Genomic DNA, 25,913 nt, shown 5'->3' with positions numbered 1-25,913 from the left:
TTTATAAGAAAATATGGGAGTTGGCATTTTGGCAAAAAGAGTGGTGCTGGAGCTAGGGCTCCAGCACCACCTTTGTCTACAGTCTGAAAAGACTGCATCCGAAAATGCAGTCTTTTTTGTGAGCTGTCTGCCTGTTCCTTTAAATATTTTTATCAAATTATCAGAATATCAAAGTTACCAGCTTGAAAATAAAGTTTGCGGCGACACCGGCGCACAGACCGCCGATGGTGTGGCTGACGATAGCCTTGCCTGTCATGTGGGGGCACTTCAGAGCGGACATCATTCCCACGTGGGTGCTTAAGTAGCCGCTCCAGCACATGCACATAGCCGTAAACACCGCAATGTCGTTCGCGTGGATAGTGCCTGCGGACGCCATATCCGGCACAAGGCCGATGGCCGCTCCCGCAGCTCCCAGGGCCGTGATGGGCACCGCCACCGCGGACGCGTCCGAGAAGCCGAACAGGGGCGTCAGGATAAAGTCAACCTTCTCACCCAGCCAGGGCAGAAGGGCCACGCCCTCGTAGGCGGCTCCGGTGTAGGTGCCGTCAGCGGACGGCCCGTTTGTCAGCATCATGACGATGGTACAGATGACAAGCACGCCGGGAATGATAGCCATGCCCACTTCCACGCCGTTCTTTCCTCCGTCCAGCAGGGATTCCAGAAGTCTCCCCCCCGCACGGCCGTTACGGATCTCCCGCCTGTTGAGAAGCTCGTCAATAGACTCTCCTTCGGCTGTCGGTATGCAGTATTCCGTTGTCCCAAATTCCTTTTTCGTGAAGACCATCATAATCCTCACGCTGATGACACTTCCGATGATTGCGCCAATGTTTCCCACAAGGGCAGCCATCCCTATCTTCTCTCCCGGAAGATTGATGCCCAGCATAAAGGTGGTGACGATCAGTCCCATTCCAAAGGCCGTGCCCAGGTTGGTCAGAGCCGGAAGCTGATACTTTTTGAAGTATTTCCGGAAGTTTGTGTCCTCTGCCAGACCCAGGATGGCCGGATTGTCAGAGAGATATGTAGTCATGACTCCGACAGAGGCCGCGCCCGGCAGATCATACAGAGGCTTCATAAGGGGTGTGATCGCCTTGTTGATCAGGGCGATCACGCCGAACTCAGAGAGCACTCCTGAGAGAGCGCCCGCCATGACCGCAATGGCCATGATGTTGAATACTGTCTCGATCAGAAGCGCGTAGGCTGTGTTCATCAGCGTCTGCAGCATGTTGGCTCCACCCATGACTGCTGCCAGTCCTCCGAAAATGGCAAGAAAGATCACAAGGAAGATAAACGCTTCTGCGCTGACTGCTTTTTTAAATCGTTTCTCCATACTTTTCCCCATTTCTTTGTCGATTTTTAGACAATTCAGCTCTGTACACCACTATACATTACTTGCCCCGCAGTTGCAATCATTTTTGTTTCTTTTATGCATTGTTCTTGCAGGTTGTGCGTTTTCGTCAAATCTCGTATCAAATATCACAAAATTTCTTGTATTTTTTTCAAAAAATTATGGAAAGTGTCGCCGGAGAATTATATAATATTGTATATCACAGTAAAAGGAGGAGGGCGCATATTATGAAACAGAACAATATGTTAGCCATGATTTTAGCCGGCGGCCGTGGTTCAAGGCTGCACGAGCTGACCAATAAGGTTGCCAAGCCTGCCGTTTCATATGGCGGTAAATACAAGATCATCGATTTCCCCATCAGCAATTGTGCCAACAGCGGCATTGATGTAGTCGGAGTCCTCACACAGTATGAGTCCATTCAGCTGAACAGCTATGTGGCAGCGGGACGCCGCTGGGGACTGGATGCGAGGGACAGCGGTGTGTACGTACTCCCGCCCCGTGAGAAAGCGGACGTGGATCTGAACGTCTACAGGGGAACCGCAGACGCCATCTCACAGAATATTGATTTTATAGACTCCTACTCTCCGGAGTACCTTCTCATCCTCTCCGGCGACCACATCTACAAGATGAACTACGCAAAGATGCTGGCCTACCACAAGGAGCATGACGCAGATGCCACCATCGCCGTCATCGAGGTTCCCATGAGAGAGGCGAGCCGCTTCGGCATCATGAACACGGACGAGGAGGGCCGCATCGTGGAATTCCAGGAGAAGCCGGCCGAGCCCAAGAGCAATCTGGCTTCCATGGGTATCTACATCTTCAACTGGAAGCTGCTCCGCAAGATGCTGACGGCCGACATGAAAGATCCGGACTCCAGCCATGACTTCGGCAAGGACATCATACCCGCCATGCTGAACGACGGCAAAAAGCTGGTGGCCTACAAGTTCAAGGGCTACTGGAAGGATGTGGGGACCATCGACTCCCTGTGGGAGGCAAACATGGACCTGCTGGACAAGAACAATGAGCTGGATCTCCACGATGCATCCTGGAAGATCTACACAGAGGATGCCACAGCTCTTCCCCAGTACATAGGACCGGACGCCGAGATCGACCAGGCCTTCATCACGCAGGGCTGCGTCATCGAGGGCTCCATCAAGAATTCCGTCCTGTTCACCGGCGCCAGAGTCGGCGCAGGCGCAAAGGTCATTGACAGTGTTCTCATGCCCGGCGCAGAGGTAGCCGAGGGGGCTGTTGTGCAGCGGGCACTTGTGGCGGACAATGTCAAGATTGGAAAAGAGGCTCAGGTCGGCAGCGCTGACAGCGAGCACATCGAGCTTGTCGCCAAACGTGTAAAGGGGGTTGAGTAATATGGCCAAAGCATTAGGTATTGTAAACTTTTCCGGAAACCACATCTGGGTGGAGGGGATGCAGGCTCACCGCCCCATCGGCGCCTTCTCCTTCCTGGGACGGTACCGCGTGATCGATTTCCCGATCTCAAACATGAGCAACAGCGGCATTGACCAGATCCAGGTATACATCCGCAGAAAGCCCCGTTCCCTGACAGAGCATCTGGGAACCGGACGTCACTATAACATTAACTCCAAGCGCGGCAGACTCCACATCCTGTTCTCAGAGACAGGTCTGGAGCACGATATCTACAACAATGATATCGCCGCCTTCATGGAAAATATGGAGTGCATCCGCACAGTAAACTGCGACTATGTGGTGATCGCGCCCAGCTACATGATCTACTCTCAGGATTTCAGCGAGCTGCTCCAGACCCACATTGACTCAGGGGCGGACATCACGCTTTTGTACCACTCCACAGACGACGCGAAGGAGCATTTCCTGAACTGCAATACAGTCAACCTGAACAAGCAGAAGGGCGTCCTTTCTCTGGAGATGAACCGCGGAACAGCAAAGAACCGCCATATCTTCATGGACACCTACGTGATGTCAAAGGATCTCTTCATCGACTTAGTTAATAAGGCCCACAAGACCTCCTCCATGTACAGCCTGGCGGATATCGTGAACGTGGCCTGCGATGAGCTGGATGTGAGGGGCGTCTCCCACAGAGGATACTTTGCCTCCATCACAGACTTCAAGAGCTACTATGACGCGAACATCTCCCTCATTGACTTCAAGACAGCTCTCAGCCTTTTTGACAATGAGTGGCCCATTTACACACGAACCAACGATTCCTGCCCGACTCAGTATTTCGAGGGCTCCAACGTAAAGAATTCCGTTGTGTCAAACGGCTGCCTCATCGAGGGAACCATCGAGAATTCTGTCATCGGACGTGGATGCGTGATCAAGAAGGGAGCTGTTGTGAAGAACTGCGTCATCCTTCCTGACGTCATCGTGGACACAGACGTCCATCTGGAGAACATTGTGGTGGACAAACACGCCAAGATCACTCATGTGAAAGAGGTTGTGGCTGACCCCAATGAGCCGGGATACATCAAGAGAAACGATGTGATTTAAAAAGACACAGAAAAATAGACACAAAAAGAAAGCCCGTCAGATGGGCTTTCTTTTTGTGTGCTTTTTTCTTGTTATTGCACTCTTTCCTTTTTATACTCTGCAGCCGGTCTATCCCAGCATCATTCTGTCGTTGTCCAGCTCTCCGCCGCTGACCTCCTCGAATTTCTTCAGCAGGTCGGACACGTGGAGCTGCCGCTTCTCCTCGCCGGACACATCGTAGATGATGCGTCCCTCGTGCATCATGATCAGACGGTTGCCATGGGCGATGGCGTCCTTCATATTGTGGGTAACCATCATGGCTGTGAGCTGGTTCTCCTCGATGATCTTATCAGAGATCTCCAGCACCTTCTTCGCCGTCTTCGGGTCCAGAGCCGCTGTGTGCTCGTCCAGAAGCAGAAGCTTGGGCTTTTTGATGGCAGCCATGAGAAGAGTCACCGCCTGCCTCTGCCCGCCGGACAGAAGTCCCACCTTGGTGGAAATGCGCTCCTCAAGCCCCAGTCCCAGAGCTCCCAGCTTTTTCTTGAATTCCTCTCTCTCTTTTCTGGAGATGCCCCACCGAAGGCCTCTCCTCTGCCCCCGCCTGGCGGCGATGGCCATGTTCTCCTCAATGGACATGGTGGAGGCCGTGCCGGTCATGGGGTCCTGGAACACCCGTCCCAGATAGACAGCCCTCTTGTGCTCCGGCAGCCTGGTGATGTCCACTCCGTCTATGACAATATTCCCCTCGTCCACAAGCCAGGTGCCTGCAACGGCGTTTAGGGTGGTGGACTTCCCGGCTCCGTTTCCGCCGATGATGGTCACAAAATCTCCCGGGTTCAGGTTCAAATTCACCCCGTCGAGAGCCTTCTTCTCGTTGATGGTCCCCTTGTTGAATGTCTTGTGAATGTTTTTGATCTCAAGCATGTATCCCATTTTCTAGGCCCTCCTTCTCACTGCCCAGCGGCCTTTTAAGTAGGGCACAGCCAGGAACACCGCAACCACGAGCGCGGAGAACAGTTTCATATAGTCTGAAGGCATCTTCAGCCAGAGCACCAGCGCGTAGGCCACGTAGTAGAGGATTGCCCCCACGAACACGGCCGCCAGCGTGTAGGCAAAGGCGATCTTTTTGCCCGCGCAGAGCTTTCCGAAGATCACCTCGCTGATGATCACGGCTGCCAGTCCGATGACAATGGCGCCACGGCCCATATTGACGTCCGCCGCTCCCTGATACTGAGCCAGGATGCCGCCGCACAGGCCCACCAGACCGTTGGAGATGGTCAGCGCCAGCACCTTTGTGTAGTTAGTGTTGATGCCCTGCGCCCGGGCCATCTGGGGATTGCAGCCTGTGGCCCTGATGGAGGCGCCCATCTCAGTCCCGAAGAACCAGTAGACGATGGCCACCAGGATCAGGCATCCCACGATCAGTTTCAGGAAGAAGAAAACTCTGTCATCTCCTGTCACATATCTGGAGGAAGCCACCAGACCCTGCTGGGTCAGGCTGATGCCCTGGTTGGATTTCCCCATGATGCCAAGGTTCACGGAGTACAGGGACACCTGGGTCAGGATGCTGGCCAGGATACCCGGTATGCCAAGACCTGTGTGGAGAAGTCCGGTCACCATGCCCGCCGCCATGCCTGCCAGCAGCGAGAACACAAGGGAGAGAGCCGGGCTCATCCCGCCCTGTATCAGCATGACCGCTGTGGCCGCTCCGGTGGCCAGAGATCCGTCCACCGTAAGATCCGGGAAATCCAGGATGCGGAAGGTAATGTAAACTCCCAGCGCCATGATCCCCCATATAATACCCTGGGCCGCTGTTCCCGGCATTGCCCGAAGCAATGCCAGAGGATTCAGGGAAAGAAAATATTCTGCTATCATTTTTCTGTCTCCGCCTTTCTACTTTTATTCCGCAGCGGATGCGGACTCGATGGGCTCGTATCCCTCAGGGACAGTGATTCCCAGCTCCTCGCATATCTCCGGATTGTACATCTTGGTCGGCTCCGGCGCTGTCCGCACCTCCATAGTTGTGATGTCCTCGCCGTTCGCCAGGATGTCATAGGCCATCTCGCCTGTGGTGTAGCCCAGCTCATAGTAGCTGATGCACAGGGTCGCTATTCCCGCCACGCTGCATGTGCCCTGCTCGCTGGCAACCACCGGGATTTTTGCCGGGCGGCAGATATTGTCGATGATGCCCGGGTTGGCCGCCATGGTGTTGTCTGTGGGAATGTAGATGGCGTCCACCTCCTGCACCGCGTTTGTCACTACAGACTGGATCTCATTGGAGTCCGCCGCTGTGTACTCCTTGTACTCCACGCCGTCCTCCTCCAGCTCCTTCTCAAACATCTCTGCCTGATACTTGGAGTTGGACTCTGCGGAGCAGTAGAGGATACCCACTGTCTTCACATCCGGCAGGAGCTCCAGCATCACATCCTCCTGCTCGGCGATGGGAGCCAGGTCGCTTGTCCCTGAAACGTTTACCCCGGTTGTCCCTGTCCAGTCGTCTATGCCAAGAGCGCTGCCGTAGTCTGTCACGGACGTGCCCAGGATGGGGATGTCCGCTGTCGCCTGGGCCGCTGTCTGGAGAGGCAGGGTGGCGTTTGCCAGGATCAGATCCACATCAGAGGAAACAAAATTATTCATGATAGTGGAGCACATGGTCTGCTCTCCCTGCGCGTTCTGCACGTCAAACTCCACATTGTCCTCGCCGAACAGCTCCTTGCAGGCGTCCTGGAAGCCGGCTGTCGCGTCGTCCAGTGACGGGTGCTCCATCTGCTGGCAGATACCGATCACATATTTCCCGGAGCCGTCCGCTCCTCCCTCGCTCTCACCGCTGTCTGAGGATGACTCGCTTCCGCAGGCCGCAAGGCCGGCAGTCATTGCCATCACCATCAGAATTGCCGCTGCTTTTTTCCATTTCATCTCTTATTCCTCCCTGTTGCTTTTATACTTTAAAAATTTCTCACTTCACTGTACGAAAGTCATCTACGAAAGCTAGTATACAACGCAAAAAAAGAGAAGTCAATCTATTTTTATAAAATAGACTGACCTCCTGCAAAAATTTTATTCCTTCTTATTTTTTAATCCTTTCTAGTCCTCCATGTAATCGTAGTACTCTTCCTCGCTGGCGAACAGCATGTAGCTTCCCTCCACATATCCCATATAGCCTTTATCTGTATTGTAACCCTTCATAAAAAGAACAGCTCCTTTCCACAACTAAGTTTTTTCTTATCTTTAAACTCAGTGTAGTCCAGAAGCTGTCCTATAAAAATGCCACCTTTATTCTTTCGGCTTCCCTGCTAAGGCTGCCCGCTGATCCCGTACTGCTCCATGAGCCTGCGGATTTCCCGGTTCACCTGCTCCACCACAGGCTCCGGTCCCAGGATCTTCACCTCATTTCCCAGGGAAAAGACCCAGCTGATAAACTGGCCGCTCACCGCCACGTCCACGCGGACTGTGAAATGCTCCTCATCCGCCGGTATCATCATGATATCCTTCCCGAACCGGTCTATGATCACCCCGGCCAGCCGGTTGTGCACCAGCAGCTTGACCTGCTCCTCCTGGCCGCCGAACATGCCAAAGCTCTTCTTCGTGTAGGCCGCCATATCCAGCCCGCTGAAGTGCTCTTTCCCCTCTCTCTCCTCATCGGACATCCGGATGTGCAGCATCTTGTCCACCCGGTAGTGCTTGATCATGCCCGCCTCCGAGTCGTAGCCCACCAGATAGTAGTTCTCATTGTCCCAGGCAAGCCCCCAGGGGCTGATCCTGTAGAAGGCCCCGCCGTGGCGCAGCTCCATCTCCTTTTTCGCGTTCCACTGAAAATACTGGAACAGGATCTTCCTGTTGCTGGCAATGGCGCTGTAGATGGCGTCCACCGTGTAGTAGATGCTCTCGTTCATGGTCTTGATCCGGCCGGACACGTAGACCTGGCGCTGCAGCTCCCTGGCCTCGTACTCACTGACCAGGCTCTCCAGCTTGCGGATGAGCTCGTTGGATTTCTTCGCCGTGATGAACCGGGAGGACTGGATGGCATCCACCAGGAGCTTCAGCTCCGGCATCTCGAACTGCCGGCCCACCACGTGGTAGCGGTAGGATCGGCCCCAGGGCTCCCCCTCCACCTCCACTCCCAGGTGCTCCAGGTCCCGCAGGTCCGTGTAAATGCTCTTCCGGTCCGCCGTCACCTCGCAGGAGCGCAGCGCCTCCAGTATCTCCGGCATGGTCAGGTAGTGGTCGTCGTCTGTCTTTTCCAGCATGATCTTCGCGAGATAGTACAGCTTCAGTTTCTGGTTCTGTCCTTTGGGCATAGGGAAAGCCTCCTTATCAGCTTGTTTTCTGCTTACTCTCTCAAGTATAGCACGCTGATGAGCAGGCTTTCAACGTTATAAAATATTGTTATCTGTCCATTTCCCCCATCCCGCGCCTGATCCGCACAAGGGCCGCCAGGGCCCGGGCTGTGCCCTCCACGCCGAGGAGGGCGCTGTTGATGATCACATGCTTGTGGGCCGGGTCGTCCGGCGCGTAGTGGGCGAACCTTCTGTGGTAGGCCAGCCGGGCCCGGTCCACCTCCCGGATCATCCGTCTGGCTGTGTCCTCCTGCATGCCGAGAGGTCCCACGCAGTTGGACAGCCGCGCCTCATAGGGGGCGTAGATGTAGACATGGATGGCATGCTTCTCGCCGGCCAGCACATAGTCCGCGCACCTGCCGACGATGATGCAGGAGTCCTTTGCCGCCAGCCTGCTGATGATCCCGGACTGGACCTGAAAGAGCTGCCTCTGCTTCTCCTCCGCCTCTGTCCCCAGGGGGAAGAGCATCCTAAAAAAGCCGGAGCTCCGCTCCTCCCTGTCGCTGACAGCGGACACAGGCAGGTTCATCCGCCGGGCCGTCTCCTCCACAATGTCCCTGTCATAGTACTCCACCTGGAGGATCTCAGACAGCCTTTTGGCAATGGGCCGCCCCAGGCTTCCAAACTGTCTTGTGATGGTCACGACATATCTGTCTCCGGCTCTGTCCCGCTTCACCAGCCGGATGTCCGGCCCCCCGGAGGGATGGGAGGCCGGCCTCTCCTCTCCTACGCGGCCAGGAACCTTGACAGAAATGACTTTGTCCTCTCTTCCCTGGGATGGCCCATGACCTCCTCCGGAGTTCCCTCCTCCACGATATAGCCGTCCGCCATGAAGATCACTCTGTCTGCCACGTCCCTGGCAAAGGCCATCTCGTGGGTGACCACCACCATGGTCATCCCCTCCGTGGCCAGCTCCTTCATGACGCTCAGCACCTCTCCCACCAGCTCCGGGTCCAGAGCGGAGGTGGGCTCGTCAAAGAGAAGGGCCGCCGGGTCCATGGCCAGGGCTCTCGCGATCGCAACTCTCTGCTGCTGGCCGCCGGACAGCATATCCGGCTTTGCCTCCGCCTTGCTCTCCAGCCCCACTCTCTTTAAGAGCTCCATAGCGTACTCCCTGGCCTCCTTCTTTGTCTTGTGCTTTGTGAGCACCGGCGCCAGAGCCACGTTTCCAAGGACAGTCTTCAGCGGGAACAGGTTAAATCTCTGGAACACCATGCCCACCTCCTCCCGGAATTTCCGGATATCTGCTTTGTCCTCCAGGACATTCTCGCCCTTGTACATGACCTCCCCGCAGGTGGGCGTCTCAAGCTGGTTGATGCACCGCAGAAGGGTGCTCTTGCCGGAGCCGGAGGGGCCGATGATGCACACCACCTCTCCCTGGTGGATGTCCATGCTGATGTCCTTGAGCACCTCCAGATCCCCGAAGGATTTCCTCAGATTTTTTACCGATATCAATGTCTCTGCCATAGTATCACTCCTCCTGTTATTTTGCTATTTTCCGCTCCACGTATTTCTGCAGGATCATAAGGATGGACAGCAGCACCAGATAGACCAGCGCGCAGATAGTGTAGGCCGGGATCGTGTTGAAGGTCCGGGCCACATAGTTCTGGGTCTGGCGCGTGATCTCGTTCACCGATATGATGGACAGAAGGGCCGTGTCCTTGACGGAAATGATGAACTGGTTGAAAAGTCCCGGGATCATGGCCTTAAAGGCCGGCGGAATGACGATCCGGAACAGGATCTGGCGGTGGGAGAGGCCGAGGGCTGCCCCCGCCTCCCTCTGTCCCTCGTCCACACCCTCCAGGGCTCCCTTTACGATGGCCGAGATAAAGGCCCCCGCGTTCAGGGTGATGACGATAATGCCCGCCACTGTGCTGTCCAGCACGAACCGGTCCCCGGTCGCCAGGGAGATGATGGCCGGCACCACAAAGTACACATACAGTGCCTGGACTACGATAGGCGTTCCGCGTATGATCCAGATGTAGACCGATGCGATCCCTCTGGCGATCCTGCTGCGGCTCTGGAGGGCGTATCCGCTGACAGCCCCCAGGACAAAGCCCAGCAGGATGCCGATGACCGCCACCTGCAGGGTGACCTGCAGTCCCCGCAGCATCATGGGAAGAATGGTGGATAAAAGTTCAGCACTCATACAGTCATCTCCCCTTTACGCCTCGCACCACTGGGTGCTTAATTCGTCCAGAGTCCCATTGTCGGACAGATACTGGATGGCCTCATTGAACCAGTCCACGATGTCCGGGTACTCCTCGCAGATGGCAAAGGAGAGGGCGATGGCGTAGGGGGCCTGGCCTGTGTAGAACTCATCGCCCACGATCTTTAAGTGGATCTCCCCTGTGCTGATGGAATAGGCTGTGCCGGGCGCGTCGTAGATGGTGGCGTCCGCCTGTCCGTCCTCCACAGCCCTGTAGGCCAGCGCCTGGGAGTCAAAGGTCTGGAGACAGGACTCGGGAAGATTTGCGGCCGCGTACTCATAGGAAATGGTTCCTGTCTGGACAGCCACTGTATAGTCGCCGCTCTCCAGGTCCTCCACGCTGGTGATGTCTGTGTTGTCCTCTCCCACGACAACCACAATGCCCGCGTCATAGTAGGTATCTGTAAAGTTCATGTTCTCTTTTCTCTCATCTGTGGCACAGAGAGCGGCTGCCGCCACGTCGATCTGTCCCTGGGTGATGGAGGTGGTGAGGGCTCCGTAATCCATGGCCTGGATCTCTCCGCCTGCAATGTCAAAGCCCAGGATGTTCTGGAGCTCCTCCAGAAGGGAAATGTCGTATCCCTGGAGGGTCATGCCGTCATCCCCGTAGTAGGAGAACGGAGCGTATGTCCCGGAGGTTCCCAGGTTCAGCGTCACGCCGTCCAGGGCTCCCTCGCAGTCAAGACCTGTGCTGCCCCCGTCCGATGCATCGTCCTGGGCGGCTGTGTCAGCTGTGTCCGCCGCGGCTCCGGATGCGTCGTCAGAGGAGCTGCCGCAGCCTGCCAGCAGCGCGGATACCATGGCTCCTGTAAGTAATATGGAAACAATTCGTTTTTTCATGTCTCTTACCTCCCTGTCTTTTTTAGGCGACCCAAACAGCGGGAGAAATAGGGAAAATAAATGAGAAAGGCAGGCACAGCGCCTTTGTAAGCGCCATTGCCTGCCGTGCTACCGCTGTCCGGATCATATGGGCATTATAGTCCCCTTTTCCCCTGCTGTAAAACGAGAAATATTGATCACGTCATGACATTTTCTCATGCTGGCTTTCCCTCATGGGGCGCATGCCCGGGCCTTTGGCCAGGCTTTTGGACCAGCCTTTTTAGCCGGGCGCCGCTTGCCTTTTTCCCGAAAATCCTCTATAATGACTCCTGTAAAAGGATACTCGCAAAACGAACACACGCATGCCAAGGGAGGTGTCTTCTCTAATAGAGAGCGCCTCCTTTTTTTATTTCAAGCAGGGAGGCGTAATTATGGATATCAGTAAATATGCACTTTTCGCAGATATTGCGGAGACAAAGAATTTCACCAAAAGCGGGGAGCGGATGGGCTACACCCAGTCCGGTGTGAGCCATGTCCTGAAGGCCATGGAAAACGAGCTGGGTTTCCCCCTCTTTCTCCGGGACAGACGCGGCGTCTCCCTCACCTCGGACGCCCAGGCCCTGCTGCCCCTGGTCCGGAACCTGCTGTCTGTCAACGAGCATCTGGAGCAGACGGCAGCAGCTCTGAACGGGCTGGAGATCGGTCATCTGACCATTGCCTCCTTTGCCAGCATCTCCTGCAACTGGCTCCCCTCCGTGATCCGCACCTTCCGGAAGGAGTGCCCCGGCATTGAGATCGAGCTGCTGGAGGGCAGCACTGACGAAATCCTGGACTGGCTCCACAACAGCCGGGCGGATTTTGGGCTCCTGAGCAGGAGAAACATCGGCACCCTGGAGTGGCTGCCCCTTTACGAGGATCCCCTGGTCGCCATTTTCCCCAGGGACTTCTATCTGGAGGGCATGACCTCGTTTCCCATACAGGCCTTTACCGACATGCCTTTTATCATCTCCGCCCTGGATGTGGACTACGACATACACGACGCCATCCAGGAGGCAAGGATCTCGCCCCGCATACGGGTCTCCTCAAAGGACGACCATGTGATCTCCTCCATGGTGGCCAGCGGCCTGGGCGTCAGCATCCTCCCCCGGCTGACCGTGGAGAGCGCAGGGGACAGCATACAGTACCTCCCCCTGGATCCGGGATTTTCCCGGGAGCTGGGCATCGGCCTTCGGTCACAGAAGGCCCTCAGCCCGGCGGCCCGGCGCTTCATCGCCCTGGTCCAGGAGATGAGCCCTTCCTTCTGACCTGTTCCAGCGTCCGTCAGTTCAGCGTGTCGTCCTTGAGCGGCCCGCTCAGGTCGCTGCCAAGCAGCCTCCGGGCTCCCAGCCAGTAGGCCAGTGCCACTGACAGGATGATGGCAAGGGCGTAGATGGCCACCGGCAGGAAGGGCGCCTCCTCCAGGAAGACTCCTGTCTCCAGTTGGCTGGCGCTGACCATGAAGGCGGTCACCGGCACAGTGATGAGAAGCCCCAGGAAAACAGGCCGCCCGGCGACGATCGCCGCCTCGATGCAGAGCATTTTTTTCATGCCGGACAGATCCATCCCCACTGACAGATATCGGGCAAACTCCCGCCGCCTCTGACGCAGAAAGCCAAAGGTGTTGGTAAAGATGCCTGCAAGGCCGATCACTCCCAGAAGGACGCACAGCGCTCCCAGTATGGTCCGGGCTCCCAGGAGCATCTGGTCATTGACCATCCTCTCTTCTATCCGGTTCTCGCTCTCCACCCGGAAAGAGGAAGCCAGAAGCCCTGCCGCCTCCTGCTCGATCTCATCCAGCGTCTCCACATCCGCCTTCTCCGGTCCAAGGATGCGTACATACGTATCCTTTTCCACACCGCTCACCTGAGTCTCCAGAGTTTTCCACAGAGAGAGCGGCATAAACTGCACCAGGGCATAGTCCTCATACTCCTCCCTGAGAAGCGGCGTCTCCTCCGTGTAGAACAGAACCGGTATCTGCGCTGTTTCCCCCTCCCCTGTGTACATAGAAAGAGTGTCTCTGTCCTGCTTCATCAAAGGAATATACTCCCTGTGCCGGAAGCTGCTGCCGGTACTGTCCCAGATCCGGTTCAGCAGAACCGCGCCGGACGTCTCAGCCGGAGCGCCGATCTGTTGGCAGTACTCCAGAAAGCTCTCATCGTCCAGGATGAATATCTGAGAGGGGATCCCTGAGGCTTCCGTTTTGTCTGTCAGGGCGCTGTATCCCCCCAGCGCTTTCAGCTCCTCGCTGATCCAGCTCTCATCCAGAGGGATGCTCCCCTCTGCCTTCTGGTAGCAGACACTGCTGCGAACGCCGGGGAGCTGTCTGATCTGCGAGACCGCCCCAATCTCCTTCAAATCCGCATCCCTCACTATCACCATCACATCCCATGCATCCTGGTACCGCTCAAAATAGGTATACCTGGTGCTGATACCGGCAAGTGCGAAAAAACAGAGCATGGACGTGAAGCCCAGGAAGGACAGGGTCAGGGAAATGCGGGAGATGCGCAGGGCTCTCCTCTGCAGTCTCAGGGCGCTGCCCGCCAGCTCTCCCTCTATGCCCAGCATGCGGCTCAGCACAGCGGTTCCCAGTCCTCTGATCCTCCTGAGCCCTCCCATCCGCCTGGGCTCCCTGTATGCCTGCCCTCTCACTGCTTCAAGAGGTGTCAGCCGGGCCAGTCTGCCGGCAGGTATCTGAGACGCCAGAAGGACTGTAAGGGCTGCCGCTCCAAAGGCGACAGCGAACACGATCGGATGACAGTGGAAGATGGCTCTGTGCCTTCCCGGCACATCCGCCGCGAACCGGTTGACAGCGGCCAGAATTCCGGCGCAGCCGGCTCCGCCAAGGAGCACGCCTCCCAGCACCGGCAGTACGCAGAGGGCGGCCGCCTCCTGCAATAGACACAGACGAATCTGCCCCGGCGACGCCCCGATGCTGGACAAAATACCAAACTGGCGCACTCTGGCCTGCATGGATATCTCAAAGGCCGTGCGGATCACCAGGGCAAGGGAAACACACAGGGCCATCAGCACCACAGCAAAGAAGGGCAGGAGAAGAGGCGGGTTCGGATCCTCTGGATCTGTCACCAGATACCGGGACAGCAGGAGCTCATGATAGACCACATCCTCCGGGTCAAGTCTCAGCTTCTGGCAGATCAGAGCCATCTGCCTGTAGGTCTCCCCCACATCTGCGAACCAGATTTCTGTCACTTCCTCATCATCAGTCCCGGCCTCGGTTCCATCTGTACTGATCTCTGCGCTCCTCTCTGTACTGACCTCTGCACTCTCCACTCCCGCAAAATTCCGGATCAGATCCAGCTCCTCCTGACTCAGGGGCGCCTCAACACGGACGTGCCAGCTCCCCTCATCCAGCTTTATGGCCTCCACATCATAGGCCCACAGATTGTAGAACAGGCTGCACAGCAGGGAGAGGAAAAAGGCCGCCCCGAGAGCTGCCGCCATGATGGAAAGGCCCGCCGTCCGGTTTTGTCTCAGATAGCTTTCTGAATACGCTTTCCACATACCTCTCACCTGACCTTTCTGTCGCTGACGACGCGCCCGTCTTCCAGGGTGACAATGCGCTCCGCCTCCAGCGCCAGCTTCTCATCGTGTGTGACAAGAAGGATGGTCTGGTGAAAATTCTTGTGAAAGAGATGCAGAAGATCCATGATCTCCCTGGCATTTTCCCTGTCCAGGTTGCCTGTAGGCTCATCCGCAAGGAGAAGCAGAGGCCGGCTCATGAGCGCCCGCCCGATGGCCGCCCTCTGCTGCTGCCCGCCGGAGAGCTGAAATGGCAGAGCCTGCAGCTTTTCCTCCAGTCCAAGGCTCTCCACGATCCGCCGGAAATAGACCGGGTCCGGCTTTCTCCTGTCCAGAAGAAGCGGCATCTGCATATTCTTCTCCACAGTCAGGGAGGGAATCAGGTTATAAAACTGGTAGATAAGCCCTGCCTTTCTCCTCCTGTATATGGCTGCCTGATGCGAGTTCAGCCTGCCTATATCTGTTCCTCCCACCAGCACGGTTCCTTGCGTAGGCCGGTCCACACTCCCCAGAATGTGGAGAAGGGTGGATTTTCCCGAGCCGGAGGCCCCTGTGACGGCCACAAGCTCTCCTCTCTCAAGGATCAGGTCAACGCCCCGCAGGGCCTCCACTTTATTTTCTCCCTCTCCGTATACTTTTCTTACTCCTGTGCATTTCAGCAGCTCCATAGCGCTCCCCCGATCTGTCTTCTGACTGGATTTTTTCAGCGGCAGTATCCGCCGATACTGTCATCTTACCAGAGCAAAGTGACATTCCGGTGACATCAGCGGTACATGCGGAGCTCAAAGCAGGCTCCTCCGCCAGGCCTGTTATAGGCCTCCAGCACACCGTTCTGGGCTTCCACCAGCTCTCTTGCCAGAAAGAGCCCGATGCCGACACTGTCCCTGTCCGCCCCCTCTCCTCTGTAGAACCGCTCAAACAGATGGGGCAGGTCCCTCTCAGAAAATCCTTCACCCTGATCCCATATGCGGATTTTAATATAGAGAGGATTTTCCTCCCAGTCACAGGAGACCACTCCACCGGCAGGACTGTGCTCCAGACAATTTTTCATCAGGTTCATGACCGCCTCCAGCGTCCACTCCCTGTCCGCCCGGAGGCAGGCCGGCGAAAGCCGGGGCACATGGATGCGAACCCTCTTTTGCCGGCAGATATCCTCCAGATTTTCCGCCCCCAGCTCAAGAAGGGTGTACACATCTGTTTCCTCCCTGTGCAGCGCAAGAGCCCCTGCGTCCATGCGGGACATGAGAAGCAGCGTCTCCTCCAGATGCGTAAGACGGCCAAGCTGCCGCTCCACTGCCGGAAGCCCCTCCAGCGTTCCCTTCTGGCCCATCCTCTGGACCAGAAGAGCGATAGCTGTCACCGGAGTCTTCATCTGATGGGCCATATCAGCCAGGCTGGCGGCAAATCGGTCTCTGGCCTCCCGGGCTCCGTCTCTCGCCTGGCCAAGAGCAGCCACCGTCTTGCATATCTCATCCCGCAGACAAGAAAATGCATCCTCCCGCTCCTCCGCCAGAAGCCCCTGCTGCCCGGTGCCCGCCTTCTCCAGGTAGGCCAGCAGCTCCCGGATCTGCCTCTCCTGTCTTCTTTTCATCCCCAAAAGGGCAAAAAGAAAGAGCAGGACTGCCGCCAGGAAGCCTGCTAACGCCACTCCGTATATCCTGCTGTCTGACTCCTGGAAATCCTGAGCCCTGTAGCCGTAAGCCCGCAGATACTCCGCACCTGAGGACTCCGCATCTCCCTTCTCTTTTTCTGTTTTCAGCGCGCGCAGGAGGGCTCCCCGGGCCTGGGGCGACTGCTCCTCCACGGTCTGGCAGACCCGTCCCAGCAGGTCAAACTGCCTCTGCGCAAAATAGCTGCCCGCCAGCGCTGTCACGACGGCCGCCGCGGCCAAGAGAGCCGCCAGAGCGGACAGAATACCGGCCGCTCTTTCTCTTTTTATTCTTCCCTTCACCTTCTCTTTTCCCCCTTTTCGTCTCCTGCCTCCATCCGGTATCCAAAGCTGCGGACAGTACGCAGGCTCTCCGGGCTGCCCAGCTTCTCCCTCAGCCGTTTCACGGCCACGGTCAGTGTGTTGTCATTGACATAGCTGCCGCCGCTATCCCAGACCTGCTCCAGCAGGCGCTGCCGCGTGACCGTCCTGCCTTTATTTTCCATGAGAAGGAGAAGGATCTGGTATTCTGTCTGTCCCAGCTCCACCTTCCTGCCGTCTATCCGGACCTCCATCCGGTCCCTGTCCAGGCGTATATCTCCGCAGGAGAGTATCTGCTCCCGTCCGGACCTTCTAAGCAGAGCCTGGATGCGGGAGAAGAGTATTTCCAGCTCAAAGGGCTTGGTCACGTAGTCATCCGCCCCTCCTTCCAGCCCATTCACAATATCCCGGGTATCACTGCGGACCGTGAGAAAAATCAGGGGAAGCCGGGGCCATCTGTCACGTATCCAGCGGCAAAGAGCCATCCCGTCCCCGTCCGGCATGTTCCAGTCCAGGATGACGAGGTCCGCCTCCTCCTTCCCCAGCGCCTCCCTGGCGTCCTGCGCCCCGGCGCAAAGTGACACCTGAAATCCTCTCTCCTCCAGGTATTCACTTACCACGCCGGCAATATCCCGTTCATCCTCGACATAGCAGATCCTGGTCATCGCTCTCCTCCCGCTTTCTTTTTTTCACCTCTCCTTATCACGTACAGGACCAGTCCCACGGCCACGCCGAGGAGCGCGGGGCACACCCAGCCAAAGCCCTGACCGGAAAGAGGCAAAAATCCCAGAACCGCGGCCGTAAGCCCGTCCAGATGAAGAAGGCTCCTGGTCGCTGCCGGCAACGCTCCCAGCCCGTCAAACAGGGCAGCCGCCCCGGTCAATCCCAGCGCCCACCTAAGGACTGTAGGATCATTTCCGAACCATCGCCCCGCCAGCGTGAGGAGCACCAGCACAATGGCGAGGGGGTAGAGGAACATGAGAACTGGCAGGGAGTAGGCGATGATGGCGTCCAGTCCCAGGTTGGCCACCAGGAAGGAGCCCACCGCGAAGATCACCGCCCAGACATGGTAGGAAGGACCGCCCGGGAACATTTCCGCAAAGGCCTCCCCACAGCTTGTGATCAGCCCCACCGCTGTCTTTAGGCAGGCCACGGTGACGATCACCGCCAGGATAAAGGCTCCCCCGCCGCCAAAGTAGCTCTCCGCGATCCGGGCCAGAGCCTCCCCTCCGTTGCTGCTCACCTCCAGCTCTCCTGTGCTCTGGGTCCCCATGACCGATACGAGAACGTAGATGACCGCCATGAGGATGGAGCTGAATATCCCTGCCCGCACCGTGCTCTTTGCCACCTCGCCGGGCTCCGTCACGCCCAGCCCCCGGATAACGTCGATAACCACGATGCCAAAGGCAAGCCCCGCCAGGGCATCCATAGTGTTATATCCCTCCAGCAGTCCCGTGGCAAAGGCGCCCTCCGCATAGCTTCCGGAGGGGACCGCCTCCCCGACGCCTCCCATGGGAGCGGTCAGAGCCCGGATCACAAGGACCGCAAGAAAGACCAGAAAAAGCGGGTTCAGCACCTTTCCGATCCAGGTCATGATCTGCCCCGGCCTGAGGGCGAAGAACAGTACCGCAGCAAAGAAGATAAAAGAAAAGGCTGCCAGGAAGAGAGGATGTCCTTTCCCCGAGAGTATCCCCTCCATCCCGACGGTATAGGAAACGCTGGCGCATCTGGGGATAGCGAAGAAGGGGCCTATGGTCAGGTAGAGGGCGCAGGTGAAGAAGACACCGTATCCTCTCCCCACTCTGCTCCCCAGTCCCAGAAGGCCGCTCTCACGGCTGATCCCCAGGGCCGCCACGCCCAGGAGGGGCAGTCCCACCCCAGTGATGAGGAAGCCCGCCGCAGCCTGCCAGATATGGCTGCCCGCCATCTGTCCCATGGATACGGGAAAGATCAGATTTCCCGCTCCGAAAAACATGCCGAACAGCATGCTCGCCACAAATATAGTCTCTTTGAATGTGAGTTTTTTTGTCATTTTCCCGCATCTCCTGTTTTTTTATCGTTTCCTTTACTATAGCACACTTTCCGAAAAATAGCGAAGCGTGCAGGTGTTCCGCGAACCAACATTACACGTTTCGAAAGCGGAGCTTACAATCCGTCTCTTGAGATGCTCGTAAAACCGGCTTCCGCTCTCGGGATGACTTTGCAGATCAAACTATTGAACAAGCAGTAAATTTTCTTGGGATAATCAGATAAGAAAAGGGATGCGATTTTCATAATGCTCTCAGGTTTCAACAGAAAGTGAGGGTGATTCCTATGAATACAATGAAAGTTTTACCTTTATTTCTACTCGTTTTTGCGGCATTGACTTACATAAATAATAGACGTAATAGAGGATAGCATCCCCGGCCCCAGGAAAGTCTGGGATGCTATCCTTATAGCATATTCTTTTACAGAGGGCATCAGATCTTGTATCTGACACTTTTCTTATCCTGATAATACACAGGGAGGCTTGAAAAATCAAGCCTACCGTTTATGTTTCTCCATTTGTTTTTACTTGTCTTTTCTACGTCCTCATCGCCCCGTCCACAGATAAGATCTCTCCCGTCACATAGGAGGCCATATCGCTGGCCAGGAAAAGGAAAGCATTGGCAATGTCTTCCGGCTCGCCTACCCGGCGCAGGGGGATGGCGTTGATCAGAGGATCTATCATCTCCTTGGGGAGCGCCGCCACCATGTCTGTCTTTGTAATACCCGGTGCCACAGCGTTGACCCGGATGCGGCTTGGGCCAAGCTCCCTTGCCAGGGACCAGGTAAGTCCGTTCACGGCAGATTTGCTTGTGGGGTAAGCCACGCCCGAGGGCTGTCCACAGATGCTGACCATGGAGCTGGTATTCAGGATGCATCCGCCTCCCTGCTCTTTCATGATTTTCACTGTGGGCATGATGCAGTTCATCATGGCGCTTACATTTAACTGCATCACTTTTGCAAACTGCTGTGCCGTGTAGTTGTCAATAGGTGTGCTGTCCGACATGCCGGCGTTGTTTACCAGGATATCGATCTTTCCCAATGTCTCTTTGACCTTTCCGATCTCCCCGGCCACCGCCTCGGCATCCGCCAGATCCGGCCAGGCGCCGTACACTTCCCATGCCGGGTTTTCCGCTTTCAGAGATGCCAGGGCCTTGTCAACTGTCTCCTGGCGGGAACCGAACAGCACGACCGCCGCCCCGTTCTCCAGAAATTTTTTCACCGTCGCGTAGCCGATGCCGCGGGTGCCGCCTGTCACAACTGCCACTTTATTTTTTAGCATTTTCATTCCTCCTTTGCGCAATTTTCTGTTTTTTTATATTTTTATCTGTTAATTTTATTTTATACCGGCTGATCCCTGTTTACAAGGAACGTTTAATATTAGTCAATCTACAGCTCTTTCCTAACAATTCAGATTGGACTATACTATGAGATACAGAAACACAACGGAAAGGAAATGATGACAGATGATAGACAAGATGAAGATCCGGGGCGCCCGGGTCCACAATCTGAAAAATATAGATGTAGATATCCCGCTGAACAAGATCGTGGGGATCGCCGGCGTGTCCGGCTCCGGCAAATCCTCCCTGGCCCTGGGTGTCCTCTACGCGGAAGGATCCAGGCGGTATCTGGACGCCCTCTCCACCTACACAAGGCGCAGGATGACCCAGGCGGCCAAAGCCGATGTGGATGATGTGCTCTACGTGCCGGCAGCTCTGGCCCTCCACCAGCGCCCGGCTGTCCCCGGCATCCGCAGCACCTTCGGGACCGGCAGCGAACTTCTGAACAGCCTCCGGCTCATGTTCTCCAGACTGGCCAGCCACCGCTGTCCGTCCTGCGGCTGCTGCCTGCCGCCTACCCTGAAAGTGGCCGCCGAGCAGGAGCTGGTCTGCCCGGACTGCGGCGCCTCCTTCTACGCTCCCTCCGCAGAAGAACTGGCCTTCAACAGCCAGGGGGCCTGCCCTTCCTGTGACGGAACCGGGACCGTCCGGACAGTGGACCGCTCTACCCTTGTACCGGACGAGACCCTCACCATCGACCAGGGCGCCGTGGCTCCCTGGAACTCCCTCATGTGGTCGCTTATGACCGACGTCTGCCGGGAGATGGGAGTGCGCACGGACGTGCCCTTCTGCCAGCTGACAGACAGGGAGAAGGACATTGTCTACAACGGGCCCGCCGAGAAAAAGCATATCCTCTACAAGGCAAAAAGCTCCAACCAGGCGGCGGAGCTTGATTTTACTTATTTTAATGCTGTGTACACCGTGGAGAACGCCCTCTCCAAGGTGAAGGACGAAAAAGGCATGAAGCGGGTGGAAAAATTCTTAAAGGAGGAGGTCTGCCCGGACTGCGGCGGGACCCGACTCTCCCAAAAAGCAAGAGCGCCCCGGCTGCGGGGCTGCTCCCTGGATGAGGTGTGCCGGATGCCGCTTGCGGATCTGGCTGGCTGGGTGTCCGGTGTCCCCGCCTCCCTGCCGGAGGAGATGCGCCCCATGGCAGAGAGTATCTGCGAGTCCTTCCACACCCCCGCCCGGCGGCTCATGGACCTGGGCCTTGGCTACCTTTCCCTAGACCGCGCTTCCTCCACCCTCTCCACCGGGGAGCGCCAGCGGATGCAGCTTGCCCGCGCTGTCCGCAACCGCACCACCGGGGTGCTCTACGTGCTGGACGAGCCCTCCATCGGCCTGCATCCCGCCAACATCGAAGGGCTGAAAGGAGTCATGCACGACCTCATAGCAGACGGCAATTCCGTCGTACTGGTGGACCACGACACACAGATCCTGTCGGAGGCTGACTGGATCGTGGAGATGGGGCCGGAGGCCGGACTGAAGGGCGGCCATGTCATCGCCCAGGGCAGTATTCCCCAGATCATGGCAGATCCCGGCTCCATGATCGGCCCCTTCCTGGCCGGCAGGACAGACGGCTTCCGGCGGGAGCAGGCTCCGGCCTCTGACATGTTCTCCCACGGCCGCATCCGCCTCTCCACCGGTTCCATCCACACCGTAAAGCCGCTGGAGGCAGACATCCCAAAAGGACGGCTCACTGCTGTCACCGGCGTATCCGGCTCCGGCAAGACCACCCTCGTCCTGGAGAGCCTGATCCCCGCCCTGGAGGCACAGATCAAGGGCAGAAAACTGCCGGAACACGTGCGTTCCCTGGAGGCGGATGGGATCGGACAGGTAAAACTCATCGACGCCACCCCCATCGGCATCAACATCCGCTCCACCGTAGCCACCTACGCCAATGTCCACGATGAGCTGCGGAAGACATTTGCCAGGACACCAGGCGCAAAAGAAGCCGGCTACAAGGCAGGGGACTTTTCCTACAACACAGGGAAGCTGCGCTGTCCGGTCTGCGACGGCACCGGCGTCATCAGCCTGGATGTGCAGTTCCTGCCGGATGTGGAAGTCACCTGCCCCGGATGCCGGGGCTCCCGGTACAGCAAGAAGGCCGCACAGATCCGATATGCGAACAAGGAGGGGAAGTCCTTCTCTCTGCCGGAGCTGATGGCCATGGATGTGAACACCGCGCTGGATGCCTGCCGTCATCTGAAAAACGTCAGTCAGCGTCTGCAGATCTTAAAAGATCTGGGGCTGGGCTACCTGACTCTGGGTGAGGAGACCCCGGGGCTCTCCGGCGGAGAGGCCCAGCGGCTGAAGCTTGCCAGCGAGATGGACCGCCCCCAGGGGGACTCGGTCTTCGTCTTTGACGAGCCCACCATCGGCCTCCACCCTCTGGACGTGCAGACGCTCCTTCTCGTCTTCGAGACCCTCATCCGTCAGGGAGCCACTGTCATCGTCATCGAGCACGACCTGGACGTGATCCGCAGCGCAGACTACGTCATCGACATGGGCCCCGGCGGCGGGGAGAGCGGCGGACGGATCGTGGCAGCCGGAACGCCGGAGGAAATTAAGACAAATGCGCAGAACGTGACAGGGAGATATCTGTAGACAGACGAAAGGAGGGCTGCCCCGCCGGGCAGTCCTCCTGTGTTTTTCCATTGTTTTATCCTTTCACCGCGCCTGCTGCCACACCTTTGATAATGTGCTTCTGGCAGAACAGGTAGAAGATGATCACCGGGATGACCGCCAGGATCAGCGCCGCCATGATGGCGCCCATGTCCACCCGGCCGTAGCTTCCCTTCATATACTGGATCGCAATGGATATGGTCTTGTATTTATTCAGGTCCAGTACAAGGTAAGGCAGGAGGAAGTCATTCCAGATCCACATGGTTTCCAGTATCCCCACAGAGATGTATGTCGGCTTCATAATAGGAAGCACCACAGAAAAGAAAGTTCTAAGAGGCGTGCAGCCGTCGATAAGAGCCGCTTCCTCGATCTCCAGCGGGATGGATTTTACAAAACCACAGAACATAAAGACTGCCAGCCCCGCCCCGAATCCCAGGTAAATGATGATAATTCCCCAGGGTGTGTTGAGCCTGGTCCGGTCCGCCACCAGAGACAGGGTGAACATTACCATCTGGAAGGGAACGACCATGGAGAACACGCAGAGCAGATACAGGATCTTTGTAAACTTTGTCTTTACCCTTGTGATATACCAGGCGCACATGGATGTGCACACAAGGATCACCAGCACAGAGCCAACGGTAATAAATACCGTCCAGCCCACGGCGCTGAGCAGTTCGTACTTGTCGATGGCCGTCAGATAATTCTCAAGGCTGTTCCACGTCTTTTCCGTCGGCAGCGTAAAAGGTTCTTTGTTGATATATACTTTTTTCTTAAAGGAATTCATAAGCACGATCAGTATCGGGGCGATGTAGACCAGCCCCAGTATGGTGAAAGCGCCGGTCCCCAGCGTGCTTATCCTGCTTCTCTTTTTCATTTACTGCTGCACCTCCTTTGAGCGGGTAGCCCGGAGCTGGAGCATGCCGATAGCCACAACGATGACGAAGAAGATCACTGCTTTGGCCTGGCCGACGCCCTCCCATCCGGTACGTCCGTAGAATGTGTTGAAGATGTTCAGGGCCATCATCTCAGACATCTTGGACGGTTCTCCTGCCGTCAGCGACAGGTTCTGGTCAAAGAGCTTGAATCCGTTGGTAATAGACAGGAACATGCAGATGGTGATGGATGGCATCATCATGGGGATGGTCACTTTGAAAAGTCTCTGGATCCGCGATGCGCCGTCGATCTGGGCCGCCTCCATCACGTCTCCGGGGATGGACTGAAGCCCTGCAATGTAAATGATCATCATATAACCGATCTGCTGCCAGCTCACCAGAATGATCAGTCCCCAGAAACCGTACCACTCATTCAGCCCCAGCGCTGTGCTGTAGTGCGCCAGCACGCCGTTGAAGATGAGCTGCCAGATGTAGCCCAGCACGATGCCTCCGATCAGGTTAGGCATAAAAAAGATCGTGCGGAAAATATTGGTTCCCCGCATTTTCTGGGTCAGCGCCATGGCAAGGGCAAAGGCGATCACATTGATCACCACCAGCGATACCACGGCGAAAAGGGCGGTATACCAGAAAGAATGTCTGAACACCGTGTCCTTAAACGCCTCGATGTAATTGGATAATCCGACAAACTTCGCATCCGTGACTGTGGTAAATTTGCAGAACGAAAGCCAGATCCCCATTACGAACGGAATAATAAATCCAAGGATAAATGCGCAGAATGTGGGAAGCACAAAGATGGGCATATACCGCTTGATCGCTTTTTCCATATAAATCCTCCTCCTTCTGAAAAAGCGGCGTTCAGACTTTTTCTGCCCGCCGCTTTCCTGTTCAATTCAATATGTCTTTCAGATCTTCCGGAAAGATTACTCTGCTGATGCCGCTGCCTCTGTAGCCCATCCGTCCACAAATGCGCTTACAACTTTATCCCAGTTGGCATCTGTCTGATCTGCCGCATATGCAGTCAGCGCAGATCCTACGCCGTTTTTCCACTCTTCAGAAGGCATGGTTGAGAATACCCATGTCACAGGTGTTTTCCCGTCTTCCATGTACGCGTTGGCTTCGTTTACCAGTGTATTTTCAGACTCAAGGTTGGACTCGAACGGAATGACAAATCCCATATCCTTGCACATAGCCTCCACACCTTCATCGGAAGTTACACACCAGTTCATGAAATCCAGTGTTGCCTGGATATCTTCCTCAGATGCCTTGGAGTTTACACACCAGTAGTTCTCTGTTCCTGTGCAGACGCCCTGGTTCTCCTCGCCCTCAACTCCGATGTAGATTGGCAGAATGCCAAGGTTCTCATCCCCGATATCCGCAATGTTGTTGTACTCCCATGTACCGTTCTGGTAGAAGACCGCTTCCTCTGTCACAAACTCTGCTGTAGAGTCATCGGCTGTCTTTGTGGAAATCTCTGTCGGTTCGCAGGTTGCATTATTGATGTACAGATCCCAGATCTGGCGGTAATTGTCAAGGTATGTGCCCTTGATGGCGTCTGTATTGTCAATGCCCTCATCCTTGTACTCATAGTAGATCGGAAGATTTGCCAGATGTGTCTTGAATCTCCAGTCAGATGAGCTGTCCATGCCTGCTGATGTAAAAGCGGAAAATCCAAGTTCATCCTTTCTTGCCGTAATGTCTTCCACTACCTTTTTGAAGCTGTCAAAGTCTGTGATATCGTCTGCTGTGTAGCCTGCTTTCTCAAGAAGGTCCTTGTTGTAGATAATGCCGTAGTTCTCGATAACGTAGGCAATACCTGCCATCTTATCGCCGTCCATCAGCGCAAAACTGTCGTCTGTCAGCTCCCCTGCGATATCGGAGTCAGACAGATCATAGCAGTAGTCTTTCCAGCTTGCCAGTCCCACAGGTCCGTTTACCTGGAACAGGGTAGGCGCATCTGTCTTTGCCATCTCTGATTTCAGTGTCTTCTCATACTCTCCGGAAGCTGCTGTCAGAACTGTCACCTCCACGCCGGTCTCCTCTGTGTAGACTTCCGCCAGTTCCTGCCAGTACTCGTCCGCCTCAGGCTTAAAGTTGAGGTAATATACCTTTCCTTCTGCCTCACTGCTGCCGCTGTCCCCGGAGTCAGAGGAGCTTCCACATCCTGCCACCAGGCCTGCTGTCATGGCTGCAACTAATAATAATGATATTACTTTTTTCTTTTTCATATCCTTCCTCACCTTTCTGAAAACCTCTGTTTTCTTTGTTCTGGGACTATTATAACCGGCTGTTCTTCCGCCCCGTTATCAAATAAA

23 protein-coding genes are annotated in these 25,913 nt (G+C 56.2%); 5 read left to right on the top strand and 18 right to left on the bottom strand.

Annotation, left to right across the window (positions count from 1 at the left end; translation table 11 throughout):
* Nucleotides 1-160 precede the first annotated feature (160 nt).
* Nucleotides 161-1,327, bottom strand: coding sequence for a membrane protein (locus NI21_RS0109390; RefSeq protein WP_033125982.1), 1,167 nt, complete (start codon nt 1,325-1,327; stop codon nt 161-163).
* Between the two features lie 245 nt (nt 1,328-1,572).
* Here NI21_RS0109390 and NI21_RS0109385 point away from each other — a divergent pair, with 245 nt between their 5' ends.
* The gene (locus NI21_RS0109385) at nt 1,573-2,712 is read left to right on the top strand and encodes a glucose-1-phosphate adenylyltransferase (RefSeq protein WP_033125981.1); all 1,140 of its coding nucleotides are present in this window, start codon (nt 1,573-1,575) and stop codon (nt 2,710-2,712) included.
* Nucleotide 2,713: 1 nt separating this feature from the next.
* On the top strand, nt 2,714-3,829 hold the full coding sequence (glgD, locus tag NI21_RS0109380) for a glucose-1-phosphate adenylyltransferase subunit GlgD (protein WP_033125980.1): 1,116 nt from the start codon (nt 2,714-2,716) through the stop codon (nt 3,827-3,829).
* Between the two features lie 108 nt (nt 3,830-3,937).
* Here glgD and NI21_RS0109375 read toward each other — a convergent pair whose 3' ends face one another.
* The 8 genes from NI21_RS0109375 to NI21_RS0109340 form a co-directional block, all read right to left on the bottom strand.
* Nucleotides 3,938-4,732 carry an ABC transporter ATP-binding protein gene (locus NI21_RS0109375; RefSeq protein WP_171031587.1) on the bottom strand — a complete coding sequence of 265 codons (795 nt, stop codon included), beginning with the start codon at nt 4,730-4,732 and terminating at the stop codon, nt 3,938-3,940.
* A 12-nt stretch (nt 4,733-4,744) separates the two neighbouring features.
* Nucleotides 4,745-5,683, bottom strand: coding sequence for an ABC transporter permease (locus NI21_RS0109370; protein ID WP_033125978.1), 939 nt, complete (start codon nt 5,681-5,683; stop codon nt 4,745-4,747).
* A gap of 24 nt (nt 5,684-5,707) precedes the next feature.
* On the bottom strand, nt 5,708-6,724 hold the full coding sequence (locus NI21_RS0109365; RefSeq protein WP_033125977.1) for an ABC transporter substrate-binding protein: 1,017 nt from the start codon (nt 6,722-6,724) through the stop codon (nt 5,708-5,710).
* Nucleotides 6,725-7,101: 377 nt separating this feature from the next.
* A complete protein-coding gene (locus NI21_RS0109360) occupies nt 7,102-8,106 on the bottom strand; it encodes a YafY family protein (RefSeq protein ID WP_033125976.1) in 1,005 nt (334 codons plus the stop codon).
* A gap of 88 nt (nt 8,107-8,194) precedes the next feature.
* Nucleotides 8,195-8,821 (bottom strand): AAA family ATPase, encoded by a 627-nt coding sequence (locus NI21_RS0109355; RefSeq protein ID WP_033125975.1) that lies wholly within the window; start codon nt 8,819-8,821, stop codon nt 8,195-8,197.
* Between the two features lie 50 nt (nt 8,822-8,871).
* Nucleotides 8,872-9,600, bottom strand: coding sequence for an amino acid ABC transporter ATP-binding protein (locus NI21_RS0109350; protein ID WP_171031586.1), 729 nt, complete (start codon nt 9,598-9,600; stop codon nt 8,872-8,874).
* 28 nt (nt 9,601-9,628) lie between these two features.
* Nucleotides 9,629-10,294, bottom strand: a complete 666-nt coding sequence (locus tag NI21_RS0109345) for an amino acid ABC transporter permease (protein WP_033125973.1) — start codon at nt 10,292-10,294, stop codon at nt 9,629-9,631.
* Nucleotides 10,295-10,309: 15 nt separating this feature from the next.
* A complete protein-coding gene (locus NI21_RS0109340; protein ID WP_033125972.1) occupies nt 10,310-11,194 on the bottom strand; it encodes an ABC transporter substrate-binding protein in 885 nt (294 codons plus the stop codon).
* Nucleotides 11,195-11,604: 410 nt separating this feature from the next.
* Between NI21_RS0109340 and NI21_RS0109335 the strand changes: the two genes are divergently transcribed.
* The gene (locus NI21_RS0109335; protein ID WP_033125971.1) at nt 11,605-12,477 is read left to right on the top strand and encodes a LysR family transcriptional regulator; all 873 of its coding nucleotides are present in this window, start codon (nt 11,605-11,607) and stop codon (nt 12,475-12,477) included.
* Between the two features lie 16 nt (nt 12,478-12,493).
* Here NI21_RS0109335 and NI21_RS0109330 read toward each other — a convergent pair whose 3' ends face one another.
* The 5 genes from NI21_RS0109330 to brnQ all read right to left on the bottom strand — a co-directional run bounded on the left by NI21_RS0109330 (nt 12,494) and on the right by brnQ (nt 18,750).
* On the bottom strand, nt 12,494-14,731 hold the full coding sequence (locus NI21_RS0109330) for an FtsX-like permease family protein (protein ID WP_033125970.1): 2,238 nt from the start codon (nt 14,729-14,731) through the stop codon (nt 12,494-12,496).
* A gap of 5 nt (nt 14,732-14,736) precedes the next feature.
* Nucleotides 14,737-15,417, bottom strand: a complete 681-nt coding sequence (locus NI21_RS0109325) for an ABC transporter ATP-binding protein (RefSeq protein ID WP_033125969.1) — start codon at nt 15,415-15,417, stop codon at nt 14,737-14,739.
* 95 nt (nt 15,418-15,512) lie between these two features.
* Complete coding sequence (locus NI21_RS0109320) at nt 15,513-16,700, bottom strand: sensor histidine kinase KdpD (RefSeq protein WP_052084032.1); 1,188 nt, start codon at nt 16,698-16,700, stop codon at nt 15,513-15,515.
* The gene (locus NI21_RS0109315; protein WP_033125968.1) at nt 16,697-17,383 is read right to left on the bottom strand and encodes a response regulator transcription factor; all 687 of its coding nucleotides are present in this window, start codon (nt 17,381-17,383) and stop codon (nt 16,697-16,699) included. Before NI21_RS0109315 ends, NI21_RS0109320 begins: the two co-directional genes overlap by 4 nt.
* Nucleotides 17,380-18,750, bottom strand: a complete 1,371-nt coding sequence (brnQ, locus tag NI21_RS0109310; protein ID WP_033125967.1) for a branched-chain amino acid transport system II carrier protein — start codon at nt 18,748-18,750, stop codon at nt 17,380-17,382. The genes NI21_RS0109315 and brnQ overlap by 4 nt, the downstream gene beginning before the upstream one ends.
* Before the next feature lie 57 nt (nt 18,751-18,807).
* Here brnQ and NI21_RS17260 point away from each other — a divergent pair, with 57 nt between their 5' ends.
* Nucleotides 18,808-18,948 (top strand): helix-turn-helix transcriptional regulator, encoded by a 141-nt coding sequence (locus NI21_RS17260; RefSeq protein ID WP_081958030.1) that lies wholly within the window; start codon nt 18,808-18,810, stop codon nt 18,946-18,948.
* Nucleotides 18,949-19,281: 333 nt separating this feature from the next.
* Here the strand turns inward: NI21_RS17260 and NI21_RS0109305 are convergent, their stop codons facing one another.
* Nucleotides 19,282-20,025, bottom strand: a complete 744-nt coding sequence (locus NI21_RS0109305) for an SDR family NAD(P)-dependent oxidoreductase (protein WP_033125966.1) — start codon at nt 20,023-20,025, stop codon at nt 19,282-19,284.
* A 184-nt stretch (nt 20,026-20,209) separates the two neighbouring features.
* Between NI21_RS0109305 and NI21_RS0109300 the strand changes: the two genes are divergently transcribed.
* Nucleotides 20,210-22,690: an excinuclease ABC subunit UvrA gene (locus tag NI21_RS0109300; protein ID WP_033125965.1), complete on the top strand. Its 2,481-nt coding sequence runs from the start codon at nt 20,210-20,212 to the stop codon at nt 22,688-22,690.
* Between the two features lie 55 nt (nt 22,691-22,745).
* On the opposite strand, the gene NI21_RS0109295 is transcribed toward NI21_RS0109300, so the two are convergent.
* From NI21_RS0109295 to NI21_RS0109285, 3 genes are all read right to left on the bottom strand, one after another.
* Nucleotides 22,746-23,582: a carbohydrate ABC transporter permease gene (locus NI21_RS0109295; protein ID WP_033125964.1), complete on the bottom strand. Its 837-nt coding sequence runs from the start codon at nt 23,580-23,582 to the stop codon at nt 22,746-22,748.
* A complete protein-coding gene (locus NI21_RS0109290) occupies nt 23,583-24,425 on the bottom strand; it encodes a carbohydrate ABC transporter permease (RefSeq protein WP_033125963.1) in 843 nt (280 codons plus the stop codon).
* A gap of 96 nt (nt 24,426-24,521) precedes the next feature.
* Nucleotides 24,522-25,826, bottom strand: coding sequence for an ABC transporter substrate-binding protein (locus tag NI21_RS0109285; RefSeq protein ID WP_033125962.1), 1,305 nt, complete (start codon nt 25,824-25,826; stop codon nt 24,522-24,524).
* Nucleotides 25,827-25,913: the final 87 nt, after the last annotated feature.

It is taken from the genome of Eubacterium sp. ER2 (assembly GCF_000765215.1).
In the GTDB taxonomy this organism is placed as follows: Bacteria; Bacillota; Clostridia; order Lachnospirales; family Lachnospiraceae; genus Claveliimonas; species Claveliimonas intestinigallinarum.
Note: the sequence above shows the minus strand (reverse complement) of the source record. Positions and strands in the feature narration are given on the sequence as shown.

What these genes read in the sequence shown, in the direction of transcription:
- NI21_RS0109295 (WP_033125964.1), bottom strand. Translation starts at nt 23,582, where the DNA reads ATGAAAAAGAGAAGCAGGATAAGCACGCTGGGGACCGGCGCTTTCACC.
- NI21_RS0109390 (WP_033125982.1), bottom strand. Translation starts at nt 1,327, where the DNA reads ATGGAGAAACGATTTAAAAAAGCAGTCAGCGCAGAAGCGTTTATCTTC.
- NI21_RS0109375 (WP_171031587.1), bottom strand. Translation starts at nt 4,732, where the DNA reads ATGCTTGAGATCAAAAACATTCACAAGACATTCAACAAGGGGACCATC.
- NI21_RS0109305 (WP_033125966.1), bottom strand. Translation starts at nt 20,025, where the DNA reads ATGCTAAAAAATAAAGTGGCAGTTGTGACAGGCGGCACCCGCGGCATC.
- NI21_RS0109385 (WP_033125981.1), top strand. Translation starts at nt 1,573, where the DNA reads ATGAAACAGAACAATATGTTAGCCATGATTTTAGCCGGCGGCCGTGGT.
- NI21_RS0109345 (WP_033125973.1), bottom strand. Translation starts at nt 10,294, where the DNA reads ATGAGTGCTGAACTTTTATCCACCATTCTTCCCATGATGCTGCGGGGA.
- NI21_RS0109365 (WP_033125977.1), bottom strand. Translation starts at nt 6,724, where the DNA reads ATGAAATGGAAAAAAGCAGCGGCAATTCTGATGGTGATGGCAATGACT.
- NI21_RS0109300 (WP_033125965.1), top strand. Translation starts at nt 20,210, where the DNA reads ATGATAGACAAGATGAAGATCCGGGGCGCCCGGGTCCACAATCTGAAA.
- NI21_RS0109330 (WP_033125970.1), bottom strand. Translation starts at nt 14,731, where the DNA reads ATGTGGAAAGCGTATTCAGAAAGCTATCTGAGACAAAACCGGACGGCG.
- NI21_RS0109315 (WP_033125968.1), bottom strand. Translation starts at nt 17,383, where the DNA reads ATGACCAGGATCTGCTATGTCGAGGATGAACGGGATATTGCCGGCGTG.
- NI21_RS0109335 (WP_033125971.1), top strand. Translation starts at nt 11,605, where the DNA reads ATGGATATCAGTAAATATGCACTTTTCGCAGATATTGCGGAGACAAAG.
- glgD (WP_033125980.1), top strand. Translation starts at nt 2,714, where the DNA reads ATGGCCAAAGCATTAGGTATTGTAAACTTTTCCGGAAACCACATCTGG.
- NI21_RS0109285 (WP_033125962.1), bottom strand. Translation starts at nt 25,826, where the DNA reads ATGAAAAAGAAAAAAGTAATATCATTATTATTAGTTGCAGCCATGACA.
- NI21_RS0109360 (WP_033125976.1), bottom strand. Translation starts at nt 8,106, where the DNA reads ATGCCCAAAGGACAGAACCAGAAACTGAAGCTGTACTATCTCGCGAAG.
- brnQ (WP_033125967.1), bottom strand. Translation starts at nt 18,750, where the DNA reads ATGACAAAAAAACTCACATTCAAAGAGACTATATTTGTGGCGAGCATG.
- NI21_RS0109290 (WP_033125963.1), bottom strand. Translation starts at nt 24,425, where the DNA reads ATGGAAAAAGCGATCAAGCGGTATATGCCCATCTTTGTGCTTCCCACA.
- NI21_RS0109325 (WP_033125969.1), bottom strand. Translation starts at nt 15,417, where the DNA reads ATGGAGCTGCTGAAATGCACAGGAGTAAGAAAAGTATACGGAGAGGGA.
- NI21_RS0109340 (WP_033125972.1), bottom strand. Translation starts at nt 11,194, where the DNA reads ATGAAAAAACGAATTGTTTCCATATTACTTACAGGAGCCATGGTATCC.
- NI21_RS0109370 (WP_033125978.1), bottom strand. Translation starts at nt 5,683, where the DNA reads ATGATAGCAGAATATTTTCTTTCCCTGAATCCTCTGGCATTGCTTCGG.